This is a genomic window from Fibrisoma limi BUZ 3 (assembly GCF_000296815.2).
Lineage (GTDB): Bacteria > Bacteroidota > Bacteroidia > Cytophagales > Spirosomataceae > Fibrisoma > Fibrisoma limi.
Genome location: NZ_CAIT01000004.1, coordinates 887,945 through 902,231 on the forward strand (window position 1 = coordinate 887,945; position 14,287 = coordinate 902,231).

Annotated in this window: 10 protein-coding genes; 5 read left to right on the top strand and 5 right to left on the bottom strand. The window is 54.3% G+C overall.

Annotated elements, in window-relative coordinates:
• Positions 1 to 60 precede the first annotated feature (60 nt).
• From BN8_RS04070 to BN8_RS04080, 3 genes are all read right to left on the bottom strand, one after another.
• Positions 61 to 2,463, bottom strand: coding sequence for an ABC transporter permease (locus BN8_RS04070; RefSeq protein ID WP_009280528.1), 2,403 nt, complete (start codon positions 2,461 to 2,463; stop codon positions 61 to 63).
• Positions 2,464 to 2,559: 96 nt separating this feature from the next.
• Positions 2,560 to 4,980 carry an ABC transporter permease gene (locus BN8_RS04075; RefSeq protein WP_009280529.1) on the bottom strand — a complete coding sequence of 807 codons (2,421 nt, stop codon included), beginning with the start codon at positions 4,978 to 4,980 and terminating at the stop codon, positions 2,560 to 2,562.
• A 91-nt stretch (positions 4,981 to 5,071) separates the two neighbouring features.
• Complete coding sequence (locus BN8_RS04080) at positions 5,072 to 5,749, bottom strand: ABC transporter ATP-binding protein (RefSeq protein ID WP_009280530.1); 678 nt, start codon at positions 5,747 to 5,749, stop codon at positions 5,072 to 5,074.
• A gap of 109 nt (positions 5,750 to 5,858) precedes the next feature.
• Here BN8_RS04080 and BN8_RS04085 point away from each other — a divergent pair, with 109 nt between their 5' ends.
• Complete coding sequence (locus tag BN8_RS04085; protein WP_009280531.1) at positions 5,859 to 6,218, top strand: four helix bundle protein; 360 nt, start codon at positions 5,859 to 5,861, stop codon at positions 6,216 to 6,218.
• Positions 6,219 to 6,308: 90 nt separating this feature from the next.
• Here the strand turns inward: BN8_RS04085 and BN8_RS04090 are convergent, their stop codons facing one another.
• On the bottom strand, positions 6,309 to 7,556 hold the full coding sequence (locus BN8_RS04090) for an efflux RND transporter periplasmic adaptor subunit (protein ID WP_009280532.1): 1,248 nt from the start codon (positions 7,554 to 7,556) through the stop codon (positions 6,309 to 6,311).
• 202 nt (positions 7,557 to 7,758) lie between these two features.
• A complete protein-coding gene (locus tag BN8_RS04095; RefSeq protein ID WP_009280533.1) occupies positions 7,759 to 9,453 on the bottom strand; it encodes an ArnT family glycosyltransferase in 1,695 nt (564 codons plus the stop codon).
• A 170-nt stretch (positions 9,454 to 9,623) separates the two neighbouring features.
• Between BN8_RS04095 and BN8_RS04100 the strand changes: the two genes are divergently transcribed.
• The 4 genes from BN8_RS04100 (at position 9,624) to BN8_RS32725 (ending at position 14,208) form a co-directional block, all read left to right on the top strand.
• Positions 9,624 to 11,006, top strand: coding sequence for a sigma-54-dependent transcriptional regulator (locus BN8_RS04100; RefSeq protein ID WP_009280534.1), 1,383 nt, complete (start codon positions 9,624 to 9,626; stop codon positions 11,004 to 11,006).
• 74 nt (positions 11,007 to 11,080) lie between these two features.
• A complete protein-coding gene (locus BN8_RS04105; RefSeq protein WP_009280535.1) occupies positions 11,081 to 12,502 on the top strand; it encodes a sensor histidine kinase in 1,422 nt (473 codons plus the stop codon).
• Between the two features lie 72 nt (positions 12,503 to 12,574).
• Complete coding sequence (locus tag BN8_RS04110; RefSeq protein ID WP_144051561.1) at positions 12,575 to 13,810, top strand: MFS transporter; 1,236 nt, start codon at positions 12,575 to 12,577, stop codon at positions 13,808 to 13,810.
• Positions 13,807 to 14,208: a hypothetical protein gene (locus tag BN8_RS32725; RefSeq protein WP_009280537.1), complete on the top strand. Its 402-nt coding sequence runs from the start codon at positions 13,807 to 13,809 to the stop codon at positions 14,206 to 14,208. Before BN8_RS04110 ends, BN8_RS32725 begins: the two co-directional genes overlap by 4 nt.
• The last annotated feature ends 79 nt before the right edge of the window (positions 14,209 to 14,287 follow it).

Sequence of the window (14,287 nt, forward strand, 5' to 3'; positions counted from 1 at the left end):
GGGCAAGGGGCGTGGGGCATAGGGTAACAGAACCCTTAGCCCCACGCCCCCGGCACTACGCTATTCGGTACGCAACGATTTCACCGGGTTCATCAAAGCCGCTTTCACACTTTGGTAACTCACCGTCAGCAGGGCAATACTGGTAGCAACCAGACCCGCCAGCACAAACACCCACCAGCCCACGTCAATGCGGTAGGCGTAATCGTCCAGCCACTGATTCATAGCGTACCAGGCGATGGGCGTGGCAATCACAATGCCGACAATGACCAGTTTCAGGAAATCTTTGGACAGCAGGGCGACGATGCTCAGCACGGAAGCGCCCAATACCTTACGCACACCGATTTCCTTCGTGCGCTGCTCGGCCATGAACGTTGCGAGGGCAAACAAACCCAGGCAGGCAATGAAAATGGCGAGTCCGGCAAACAGGGTGCAAACGCTGCCAAACTGTTGTTCGGCTTTGTATTGTTCGTTGAAAAACGAGTCGAGGAAGAAGTACTCGAACGGATTGCCGGGGAAGAACTCAGCGTACTTCGCCTTGATCCCGGCCAGTTGGCCTTCCAGCTTGTCGTCTGAGCGGAGCTGAAGAGAAAAGTAACTGGCGTTATCAGGCAGAAGCCGCATCAGCATCGGCCAATGACCTTTTTGTAAGCCCTGCTGGTGGTAGTCTTTCACTACGCCGACAATCTCCAGCGTATCGCCGGAGCGAATCTTTTTACCCAGCGCATCAGCCGCCCCGTTGAATCCCAGTAGTTTCACGGCGGTTTCATTCAGTAGCGCCCCCTTTCGGTCGGTGCCAAACGTTTTGCTGAAATTTCGGCCGGTCACCAATTTGATGTCGTACGCATCCAGAAACTCATAATCGACCGACGTAATGTAAAGCGTATTGGACGGAACATCGGAGCGGTCCAGGCGCCGAAAACCGTTGGTCCACAAGATTTCAATGCCCGGTACGTAGGCTGATGCCGCGGCTTTCTCGACCAGACTGGCCCGTACCAGTCCCTGCTTGAAGGCATTTGCTTTCGCTTCGTAGGTTGAGTCCCGAACGTCCGCACCCCGGACAATCAGCTTTTTGTTGACGGTAAAACCCAGGTCCTGTTCCTGCATGTAACGCAGTTGTCGATAGACCGTTACGGTGCCAATGATGAGAATGATTGAGGCCGAAAACTGGAAGATAATCAGACTCTGCCGCAGCGTTAGGCCACCGGCTGCACTCTTCAGGCGACCAAACGTTGTGCGTCCTTTGAGAACCGTGATAGGCTGGAAACCCGAAAGCATGAACGCCGGATACAAGCCCGACAGCACCGTCCCCAGCGCCAGCACACCGACGGCCGGCACCCAGAGGTTCGTCTGGAACCATTGTGTCAGGGACAGCGGTCTTCCCGTCAGCTCATTGAATGCCGAGGAACTGACCTGCACAATAACCAGCGCCAGCACCGCAGCCAGTAGGTTGAGCAGCAGCGATTCCAGCATGAATTGACGGATTAGCTGAAGGCGTTCGGCCCCCACTACTTTGCGAATCCCCACTTCTTTAGCCCGGTCGATGGCCCGCGCCGTAGCCAGGTTGATGTAGTTGATCCAGGCAATCAGCAGTATGAAAGCCGCAATGATAGATAGTACCGTTACGGCCTTTCCGTTGCCGTTTACTTCGGCTTCCTGGTTCAGGTTCGAGGTCAGGTGAATGTCGCGAACGGGTTGCAGCAGGAGCTCATCCCGGCTGTTTGTGTTCTTGAACCGGTTCGGGTCGTGGTTGATGACCAGGTTCAGGAGTTTGCGCTGAAATTGGTTAACGTCGGTGCCCGGCCGCAGCTTCACATAGGTGAAGAAGTCGTACCAGCCCCAACTGGTTTGTGCATCGGGCTCGGTCAGATAAGAGAACAGCAGATCGATTTCCAGGTGGGAGTTTTTGGGATAGTCTTTGAAAACACCTTTAACCAGATACGGCTCCCGCCCGAGTTTAACCGTTTTGCCAAGTGGATTTTCAGCGCCAAAGTATTTGCGGGCGGTAGTCTCCGACATGACTACCGTGTTCTTGTCGAGGAGCGCCGTTTTAGGATTGCCGCTGATAAAATCCAGCTTGAATAAATTAAATGCGGAGTTGTCGGCGAAGTAGAAATTCTCTTCCCGAAAATGTACTGTCTTGTACGTTACTACGCTACTGTTGGCGTCGAATAACCGGGCGGTCTCCAACACCTCAGGAAACTCTTTCTTCAACGTAGGCGCAATCGCCGGATACGACGTAGCCGACCGAAACGCCAGCTTCCCGTTCTGGTAACTGTCCAGCTCGATCCGGTAAAGGTTATCAATGTCGGCGTGGAAGTTGTCGTAGCTCCGCTCAAACGTCACATACTGGAGAATAAGCATACAGGCCGCCATGCCGACGGCCAGCCCCAGCGTATTGATGACGAAAAACGGCTTGTTCTTCAGTAGGTTTCGCCAGGCGATTTTGAGGTAGTTGCTGAGCATGGAGCAAAGGGGTTGGGGCGTTGGGCGTAGGGCTAAGGGCGTAGGGCTAAGGGTTCTGTTACCCCATGCCCTTAGCCCTTAGCCCCCGGCCCTACGCTATTCAGTACGCAAACTTTTCACCGGATTCATCAACGCGGCTTTCACGCTTTGGAAGCTCACCGTCAGCAAGGCAATACCAATCGCGAGTAAGCCGGCCAGCACAAAGACCCACCACTCGATCTCAATCTTGTAGGCAAAATCCTGTAGCCACTGATTCATAAAATACCAGGCTACGGGCGAGGCAATTACAATACCGACGATGACCAGTTTGAGGAAATCTTTCGACAGCAGCGCGACAATGCTCAGCACGGAAGCGCCCAGCACTTTCCGGACGCCGACCTCCTTGGTCCGTTGTGTCATGACCATTACGGCAATAGCGAACAGACCCAGGCAGGAAAGTACGATCGCGACGATTGCCGCACTGATGAACAACTGCGACAGGCGTTCTTCGGCTTTGTACAGACGATCCGTGTTCTCATCGAGGAAACTACCCTGGAACGCTGAATTTGGGTCGAGCTCTTCCCACGTCTTTTTCAGCATGGCCATCGTAGCCGGTACGTTGTCCGGCGCAATCTTGACCAGGGCGTAGCCGAGCGGCCATTTCTGGTCCATAATCAGCGTATTGGGCTGAATTTTCCGCTTCAGCGATTCGTGGTGGTAATCTTTCACGACACCAACGACCTGCAAGGGTGTCCGCCCGGAGTCGACCTGCATGAGTGCTCCAATAGGATTCTTATCGCCCAGTTCCTTCGCCATCGCTTCATTGATGATGACGCTGGTGGTTGTATCGGTAGCGTACTCACGCGAAAAATCCCGACCCGCAATCAGTTTTAAATCAAGGGTTTTCAGGTAATCGTAGTCAACAATCTGCCAGTGGCTGTGTACCGAATGGTTATTGTGTTCAAAGCCCATGATCGACGTAACAGTTGAGCCATCCAGCCCCCGGCCGAAATTCTTATAGGCACCCGTAATGCTCAGAATACGCGGTTGCTGAGATAAGCGGTCGCGTAGCAGACGTAGCATCTGGCGGCCGTTAATGCTGCCCCGGATCGGAATGCTGATCACCTGATCTTCGTTGTAGCCGAGGGGCATTTTTCGCAGAAAATTGATCTGCTGCCATGCAATTACGGTACAGGCGATCAGCAGCGTAGCGATAGCAAACTGCACGACCAGCAACGTATTGCGCATCACACTCGTCCGGTTCAGCGAAATGACGCCTTTCAACACCTTAATGGTGTTGAATCGGGCCATGAACAAGGCCGGATAACCACCCGCTACGAGGGTAATCAGCAGAAACCCGACCAGCAACGAAATCAGAATAGCGGGTTGCTGAAAATAAGACAGGGAGGTTGTGCTTCGGAACACCTGCTTGAAAACCGGCAGCAGCCCGTACGTGAGCAGTCCGCCAAGAAGTAGCCCAAACACGCAGATCAGCAGCGCTTCACCCCAGAACTGGAGAAATAACTGGCTTTTAAGTGCTCCCAGGGCTTTCCGCATCCCAACCTCCCGCGAACGCGTTAGTGATCGGGCCGTCGATAGGTTGACGAAATTGATGCAGGCAATGGCAACAATGAAACCGGCCACAATCAGCAGCAGGTACGGATACGATTTTTTCACTGCTCCGACTTCGGCACCACCCACTTCCGTGTCAAAGTGCAGGTCTTTCAGCGGAAGCAGCCGCAGGCTATACAGATCGCCGTTCTCGTCGGGCTGACCGCCGTCGCGCTTGAGATTACTGAGGTTCCCGGCGTAGTATTTTTTGACAACACCCCGAAGTTTTTGTTCAAACGACGCTTCGCTGACGTTATCGGCTAGTTGAAGAAACAGCGTGTGGTAGCTATTATCCCAACTGTCTTTACTGCTGGCATAATCCGGGTCCGCTTCAAACCGGGCGAGTACGTCAAACTTGATACTGGAATTATCGGGGTAGTCGGCAATAACGCTCGATACGACAAAGGGCTTCCAGGTATCGTTTTCCTGGATTAAAAGCGTTTTGCCAATCGGGTTTTCGCTACCGAAAATGTCTTTGGCGGACGCTTCGTTAAGAACAATGTTACTCAGGTTACTCAGCGCCGACTGCGGACCTGCGCCCTGCCGAACCGGGAACGAAAACATTCGCAGGTAGGGCTCATCCACGTATCGAACCGTCTTGCTAAATTCTTTATTGCCGTAGCGGATCATCCCCCCACTGACCACTCTGGCAATATGTTTGACATCCTGCGGAAATTCTTTCTTCAGGACCGTAGTCAGCGGAGCCGGCATGGGTACTCCCTTGTCCGACAGGCCGGTCTGTTGATAAACCTGGTAGATGTTTTTGCCGTTCGTGTGGAAATTGTCGAACGACAGTTCGTGGTAGGCCGTCAGAAACAGCAACAGGCAGCTCCCAAAAGCTACCGATAGCCCTACCGTGTTGATGAGGGTGTATGTCTTATGCTTCCACAGGTTGCGGAAAGCGATTGTGAGGTAGTTGCGCAGCATAAGGGCGAGGGGCTTGGGGCGAGGGGCTTAGGGTGAGATGGCGCATCTTAACCCAATGCCCTACGCCCCAAGCCCCTCGCTATTGGTGCTACTAAACGTGAAAATTCTCGGTTACAATCTTACCGTCGAACAGGTTCACGATCCGGTGCGCGAAACCAGCGTCATACGGTGAGTGCGTCACCATGATGATGGTCGTACCTTCGTCGTTCAACTGCATCAGGAGCTTCATCACCTCCTCGCCGTTGGCTGAGTCGAGGTTACCCGTCGGTTCGTCGGCCAGGATCAGTTTGGGTTTCGCGACCACGGCGCGGGCGATGGCCGTCCGTTGCTGCTGACCACCCGACAACTGCTGGGGGAAGTGATTGCGCCGGTGCATGATGTTCATGCGGGTCAGTGCTTCTTCCACGCGGGCCTTACGCTCGTCGGCCGGGGTTTTCAGGTAGAGCAGCGGAAGCTCTACGTTTTCATATACCGTCAGCTCGTCGATCAGGTTGAAGCTCTGGAACACGAATCCGATGGAGCCTTTGCGGAGTTGTGCCCGTTGCCGCTCCGACATTTTCGACACTTCCGTGCCGTAGAAGTGGTATTCACCGCCGGTTGGGTTGTCGAGCAGACCCAGGATGTTCAGCAGCGTAGATTTACCACAGCCGGAGGGACCCATGATGGCCACAAATTCACCATCGCGGACATCCATCGAAATGCCGTGCAGAGCGGTGGTTTCAACCTCTTCTGTCGAGAAGAGTTTCTGGAGGTTAACGGTTTGTATCATATTTTTTTAGGAGAAAAGGGAGGAAGGGGAAGAAGGGGAGGAAAGGGAAGGTACCTTTTAGGTAGCTTTGCCTTCCTCATAAACCCATCGTAACTAACTCCTGATTTTCATGGCAAAAGTTGAACAGTTTGAAGATTTGATCGTTTGGCAGGAAGGCTTAGCGCAAGCTATTGGCATTTATAAACTTCTTGCTGATTGTAAAGATTATAGTCTGCGAGACCAGATGCGCCGTTCTTCGGTTTCGGTACCTTCCAACATTGCCGAAGGATTCGAACGGCACGCTAACAAAGAGTTCATTCGTTTTCTACGCATAGCCAAAGGTTCCAATGGTGAATTACGGACACAGATTCATCTAGCTGTTGCTGTCAATCTACTGGATGCCGAAACGGGGCAGGCACTCATTGCAAAGAGTCGGGTTATTTCGTCAATGTTGCAAAACCTGATAAAAACGAGGTTAGAAAGATTTTAGAGAAAAAGGGGGAAGGGGATGAGCGGGCAAAAGCGTAGTCGTTTTCCCCTTTGTCCCTTTTATTCCCCTCCTCCCTTTTCTCCTTATGAGTTAAAACTCCAACACCTCATTATCTCCAAAATTCTCGTAGCTCGACGTAATCACCTGCTCGCCGGGCTGCAAACCTTCCAGCACTTCGTAGTATTCCGGGTTCTTGCGGCCCAGCGTGATGTTACGCTTCACGGCCCGCTTGCCGTCATTGCCGACTACGTATACCCAGTTACCACCCGTGTCGGAGAAGAAGCCACCCACCGGCAGCAGGGTCGCTTTAGAAGCTTTACCCAGTTCAAGCTGAATCGGCGACGACTGCCCGCGCTTGATGCCTTTGGGAGCCCCTTTCGTGAAGATCATGTCCACTTCAAAGCGGCCGTTGCGGACTTCCGGATAAACCCGGGTGATCTCCAGTTCGTGTTTCTCGTTGTTAAACTCGAAGGTTCCTTTCAGACCGGTGAAGATGCGGTTCAGGTAGTGTTCGTCAACACCGACACGCATTTTAAAGCCATCCAGGTCGTCGATCTGGCCGATGTTCTGGCCCTGGTTGATGTTCGAACCTACTTCTATGTCCATCGACGACAGCAGACCCGAAACGGGGGCTTTGACGACCAGGTTATTCAGGGTTTGCTGCCAGAGCGCTACGTTCTTCTGGGTCCGGGCCAGGGTGCCTTCGAGCATTTGAATCTGCGTTTTGGCGTTCTCTTCCTGGTATTTCTGCGACTCTACTTCAATCTTTCGCTGCTCAACCAGACGCTCATAATCGTTTTTAGCTTTTATGTAATCCTGCTCCGACACGACCTTATCTTTGAACAGCTTAGCCTGCCGGTCGTAAACGTCTTTCGCCTGGCTGATCTGAAAATCCAGGTCCGACAGTGTCTTCCGTTGCGTATAGCGTTCCACGCGCAGGCGTTGCCGGGTGTTTTGCAGATCATTGACGAGTCGGTTGGCTTCCGTTTCCGACTGCAGGAAGTTCAGCCGCAGGTTCTGGTTTTCCAGACGGAGCAGCACGTCGCCCTGCTTCACCATACTGCCGCCTTCTACCAGTTTCTCGGTTACATACCCCCCGGCGATGGCGTCGAGCCGGATGGTTTTCAGGGGTTGAACGACACCCGTTACAGCGATGAAATCTTCAAAAGGCCCGGTCGATACAGTTGATACGGTTATCTTTTCGCGCTCAACGTTCAGTTTCGAGCGGTTGTCAGCGAATAAAAACGTATAGGCCAGCAGGGAACTAATAAGCACTGCACCTACGGCGATAAGAATGCGCTGTTGAGTCCAAAATCGTTTAGGTAAGACGCGATCCATTAGTCAAAAATTGAATGATTGAGGGTTGACGATTAAACTGATTATTCTGCTCGATCATTGATCATAGATTCCCAATAGTCGTGCCAACCAGACAAATATACTGACAATCAGTGGTGTTAGGCCTGGTGCGCTTTTAAAGCTGTCCGCTTTCGGACGAACGGCTGTCCGCTTTTGTGATTCAACCCTTCAGCAAGTCAACCACTCAATTTTTGACCTCCAGCAAGACATATGGCTGTAGAGTTTGCGGCCGGGTGGCTGGGTTCAGAAACGGGTAGCTGAGTTTGCTGACGTGGTAGTACGGAAAGGTTGCAACCGTACGGGGTGCAAATCCGTTGTTGCGTAGCGAATCCGCGTAGGCCGCAGATGTAAACACCAGAACAGGTTCCTGGGCAACCCGTCGGCGCAGCATCGAGTCCGGACGAGCGTACCAAACGGGCCGGTCGACGTAAAATTCGTAGGACCAGGCGCTCTCGCCGTACGTACCGGTACCGTAAATGGCGGTCGTTGGGGGCAGGTCCTGTCGGGTGTTAACGTAGTGGGCGGCAACCATACCGGCCTGATACTGAAGCAGCGACGGGTAAAAGAACAGGTTCAGTACGCCCGCCAGCAGCAGCATAACACCCGTCATACGTCCCATGAGCGAGAGCAGCTTGTTGTTTCTGAAAAGCAGTGCGGTTGCCAGTGCCACAACCCCTACCCAGACCAGCGCTCCGGTGAGTCGCTCGGGTTGGAACAGAAGCAGTACGGCTACGATCAGCACAACGAGCAAGCCCCCGATGATTGTCTGGCCGATGGTCCAGCGGCTGAGGTTGACCGGCGACAGGCTAACCAGAAACTGGGCCGTCAGAATGGCGAAGAACGGAAAGACGATGTTCATGTAGTGCGGCAACTGGAAGCCCGAGGCCGAAAACAGCAGGAACGTAGCCAGTCCAGACCCCAGCGATACGTATTCGGGCAGCGGGTTGCGCCGACGAGCCAGCCCGAGTAGTACACTACCGACGCTGATGTATAGCGGGAGTGACCAGGGTAGAAACGCCCAGAGTAACGTATGTACGAAGAAGAACGGATCGCCCGAGCCTTTGATCGGTCCTGTATTGAAAAAGCGGCCAAACTGGCTGTCCCAGAAGAAGAAACGGACACCGGAAACGTCGGTCTTACCGAAAACTACCTTGTCGGGATGCAGATCGAATTGCAGGTAAAGGGTGATGATCTCGGGGAGTGTAAACAGCGCCGACAGGATCACCACAACGTACCAGCGGGGCTTCAGCAACTCCCGCCAGTTGCCCGTCAGCAGCCAGTGCAACACCAGCCCGGCCCCGATCGGTACCACCACAAACGGCCCCTTGGTCATCAGGGCGCAACCGGTCAGGAACGAACCGAGCAGGATGTGCAGCCAGGGCCTGGGGGCGTTCTGAAATACGCGATAAAAGTGATAAACCGGCCCAATTACCAGCGCCGTCAGGTACGGTTCGGCCCGAACGTCGCTGTTGGATAGGATACCGTGAAAAGCCGTCAGGAAAACGATAGTGGCTACCTGCGCAACGATTTTGGAGTACATTAGCCGGGCAAACCGGTAGGTATACACCGTGCTTAACCCAAAAAAGAGCAGGGCCGGGAGCTTGTAGGCGACCGTATTAATACCCAATAAAAGATAACTAAACGCCGTTATCCAGAACGGAAAATGGGGTTTGTCGAGCCAGTCGCGGCCAACTGCGTACAGGTTGACAAAATCGCCGTTGAGGGCCATCGTTTTGGCGATACTGGCATATAAGGCACCGTCGGGTTCGAGGATCGGCGGGTATAGTCCTGTGGCGTTTAAAAACAAACCGGTAGCGACAAGGGCGTAAAACCAGCGGTCGGTCAATGCATGAGTAAGGTGCTCCTGAGAAGTTAACATGGTACTGATCGGGTCGGAGGCTCAGCTCCGACGTAATGGCAGCTTTATAAGTCTGAAAGCCGACACCAGAAATTTCAACTGGTAAGGCAAAATAACACAACAAAACCGGATTTTAGCCGCTGATACAGCCTTGTGTGCAACTATCACGCCGATACGTTTATCTTTGGTCTATGCAAGAGGGCAAAATACTCATTGTTGATGATGATACCGATGTACTGCTGGCGGCCAAGCTGCTGCTGAAACGACATTTCTCGGTAGTAGACATCGAAAAGAATCCCGAACGTCTGCCGTTTCTGGTCGGCAATAATGCCTACGATGTGATCATCCTGGACATGAATTTTACGCGGGATGTCAATTCAGGCAAAGAAGGGTTCGACTGGCTCGACCGAATCCTGGACCTGAACGCTCAGGTCTCGGTCATTCTGTTCACGGCCTATGGCGACGTTGAGATGGCTGTGCGGGCCATCAAGGCGGGCGCTACTGACTTTGTGCTGAAACCCTGGCAGAACGATAAATTTCTGGAAACCATTCGGCTGGCCGTTGAAGGGAAACGCAAACGGGAAAAATCAGACGACGAGTCGCTGCGGAAAAGCAAAACATCGGGAAAGCGGGCTGGCTCCCAAACCCTGATCGGCCCGGCCATGCGTCCGGTGCTGGAAACGGTGGAGCGGGTGGCCCCTACCGACGCTAACGTACTGATTCTGGGCGAAAACGGGACCGGTAAAGACCTGGTAGCCCGCGAAATTCACCAGCAATCGAGCCGGCGTGATAAACCGTTCGTGAGCGTAGATGTCGGGGCGTTGAGCGAAACCCTGTTCGAGAGCGAGCTGTTCGGCCACGTCAAGGGGGCCTTCACCGACGCCCGCGAAGACCGCGCCGGTCGTTTCGAAGAGGCTCACGGCGGTACGATCTTCCTCGACGAAATCGGAAACCTGACGGCTTCTCAACAAGCCCGGCTGCTGACCGTTCTGCAACAACGCCAGGTAACCCGCGTAGGCTCCAACAAACCCCGGGCGGTGGATGTACGGCTCATCTGCGCGACCAACGCCGACCTCAACGAGCGCGTTGCCGACCGTACGTTCCGACAGGATTTGCTGTATCGGATCAATACGATTGAGCTGCAATTGCCGCCCCTGCGCGAACGCCCGGACGATATTGTGCCACTGGTTGAACACTTTCTGAAGCTGTACAGCAAGCAGTATAACCGGCCCGTAACGACCATCAATCCGGCGCTGGTGAGTCAGTTGCGGCAATACCGCTGGCCGGGTAACGTCCGCGAACTACAGCACGCCGTTGAGCGGGCGGTGATTCTGGCGCGGGGAAGCGTGCTGGAACCGGCCGATTTTGCCCTCAAGGCAGCCGCTACGGTTGGTGGTCCCGACACCTCTCCGCGCGACAATCCTGTTCGCGAAACCATGCAGTTGGAGGACATGGAAAAACAACTCATCCAGCAGGCTATGCACAAACACCAGGGCAGCATCACCGACGTAGCCAAAGAGCTTGGCCTTTCCCGCCAGGCGTTGTATCGGCGGCTGGAAAAATATGGACTGTAATGTAGTTTGTGGTTTGTAGTTGAACTAGACGAAGCAACCACGAACTACAAACCACAAACTACAAACCACAAGCAATGGGGCATTTTAGCGTAGGACTGGCGTGGCGTTTACTTTTGATCGTGCTGTTATCCGGCCTGATGGTATACGTGTATCTTCAGCAAGCCAGTGGGCTGTTGCTGTTGCCGCTCCTGATTTTGCACATTGTTATTTCAGTCAGTCTATACCGCTACGTCACGGGGCTGAATCGTAAGCTGACGCGGTTTCTGGAATCCGTGCGCTACTCCGATTTTACGGTCGCTTTCCGAACCGACAATGAGCTTGGTCCCAGTTTTCGCGATCTGAACAGTCAGTTCAACGAAGTACTTGATGCCTTTCGGGTAGCCCGCGCCGAGAAAGAAGCGAATCTGCATTACCTCAACACCATCGTTCAGCACGTTAGCGTCGGTCTGCTCACCTTCGATGCGGCCGGACAGGTAGAACTGGTCAACCAGGCTGCCCTGCGGCTGCTGGGTATCTACCGGCTTCGGCACCTCAATGACCTGAAGAACGTCCATCCGGAACTGGTCGAACTGTTACAGTCGCCGGATCGCGGGCCGTCGGTCAACGTAGCTGCTCCCATTGTTTACCAGACCGGATCGCGGCTGAAAGGCTCCGACCGGGAACTGTCGATTCGCTGCGCGTCGGTGCGGCTGCGTGGACGGTTGGTGACGGTAGCCTCGCTGCAAAACATCCGTACCGAGCTGCAGCAGCGGGAACTGGAAGCCTGGCAAAACCTGACAAAGGTGTTGCGGCACGAAATCATGAACTCCATTACGCCCATTGTATCGCTGGCCGGTACCATGCGCGACATTGTCGAAACAGATCTGTTGCCGCTGCCCGCTGGGCCAAATTCTGCCGATCACAATTTGAACGGGAACGGTAGTACGTTCAGGCCGCCTGATGCTGCGTACGCCGATGCGGTAGGCGACTTGCGCGATGCGTTGATGACGATCGAGCAGCGGGGCGAAGGCATCATGCGCTTTGTGGACGCGTATCGTCATTTTACATCGATCCCTCAGCCGGTTTTTGACGAAGTCGCCGTCGAGAAGCTGCTCCGCCACGTAGCCCAGTTGGTCCAGGCCGATAAGCCAGATTTCCCCATAACCATTTCCGTTGCCACGCCAAATTTGAGCATTCGGGCCGATGGGGGGCAGATCGAGATGGTGCTGATCAATCTGTTGCGCAACGCCGTCGAAAGTTTGGGCAGCAAACCCGACCCGCTGATTCAGATCAGTGCCGCTCAGGATGGAACCCGAGTTATTGTTCAGGTAGCCGACAACGGGCCGGGTATTGAACCCGAAGCGATGGAGCAGATTTTTATACCCTTCTACACTACCAAGAAAACCGGCTCGGGGATTGGTTTAAGCCTGTCACGACAGATCATGCAGCTCCACGACGGTCAACTGACGGTTGAATCAACTGTCGGCAAGGGCAGCACGTTTAGCCTGGTCTTCTGAATTATTTAGGCATCGGTAAAGATGGATCAATATTTTGCCGGTAATTTTGTGTGAAACTAGTTGGTTTCGTACTTGCTTACCTCCTCCAATACAACCTCAGCCACCCTTCGTAGTACGAGCCTGTACACGTTGCCGTTCTGGCTACTGTGTGCCAGCAACTTTCTGTTCTCGGCCAGCTTTCAGATGCTTATTCCCGAACTACCCGACCATCTGACGCGGTTGGGTGGGCGCGAGTACGTTGGGTTGATCATTGCCCTCTTTACGCTTACGGCGGGCATATCGCGTCCGTTCAGCGGCAAACTGACCGATACCATCGGCCGCGTGCCGGTCATGGCCTTTGGATCGCTGGTGTGTTTTGTCTGCGGCTTTCTCTACCCGTATCTCCTGACCGTCTGGGGCTTTCTGATGCTCCGGCTTGTCCACGGCTTTTCGACCGGCACCAAACCCACGGCCACGGCTGCGTACGTGGCCGACGTAGTACCCGCCGACCGTCGCGGGGAGGCAATGGGGGCGCTGGGCCTGTTCACGGCTACGGGCATGTCGCTCGGACCGGCTATCGGTAGCTGGCTGGCCGATGCGTTTTCGATCAACGTACTGTTCTGGGTATCCTCCATGTTTGCCCTGCTGTCGATTGGTATCCTGCTGCGGATGCCCGAAACGCTGCCGGTACGTCAGCCGTTTCGGTTCGGTTTGCTCAAGCTGAAAGCCAATGAGGTATTTGATAAACAAGCCACTAAACCTTTCATCGTTTTATTGCTGCAATCATTCTCGTCGGGGGCGGTGTTGACGCTGGCTCCAGCCTTGAGTACGTCGCTCGGCATTACCAACAAAGGTTTATTTTTCACGGTCTATACCATTGCGTCCCTGGCTGTGCGGCTAACGTTCAGCCGGTCGTCGGATCGCTACGGCCGCGTTCCCGTGCTGGCGCTGTCGACGGCGGTGCTGGTTGTTTCCATGATACTGCTGACGCTGATCGACGCTGGCGATCCAAATGCGTCTGTCTGGTTCTGGGCGGCCGGTATCTGTTTTGGATTGTCGTGGGGCATGAACTCGCCCACCGTGCAGGCCTGGACTGCCGATCTCAGCGACGAAGCGACGCGTGGTCGGGCTATGGCAACCATGTACATTGCGCTGGAAGCCGGCATCGGGCTTGGGGCCGTGGTGTCGGGCTGGCTGTTGAATCACTTTGCCGGCGAGGCAGGACTCGACGCTTCGTTTGGGCTTTCGGGGTTGCTGGCGGCCGTGGCAACCCTCTATCTGATTGGGTTATGGCGTCAGCGGAATCGGTCAACGGAGCAGAGCCAATGACGTTGGATGACCTTGAGCCACGTATCCGCCCATTGGTGGAAGCCCTGAACCAGACCGGGCTGCTCCGAACGTTTTCGAGTTGCGAAGGGCACTATGAGCCGCATGAACAAACGTTAGTCGACCGTAATTTTGCATTTGTCAAATTTGTGCCGGCTGATGGGATCACGGAGCAGGCGGTAGAGTCGTTTCTGGGGGTGTTGCTCGCCCGGTTCAAAGCCCGACATGGCCTGATGCCCATTCATCTGATTGGCTACAAATTGTTTACCCCGTTGGATGAGGAAGCCGTCGAACGCTCATTCGTACTGGAGCTTCGGCCGTTCAACCGCTTTGATCCGCCTGCCACAAAACGCTCGGATACTGACCGGGCCATTGAGCGACTGGTGCGGCTTGTCCAGTAACAGCATCTGCCCTAGCGCTTAATGATAGAGCAGGACAAGCTGGCCCGATGAATTGATTACTTTTCCGGGCAGTTCATTC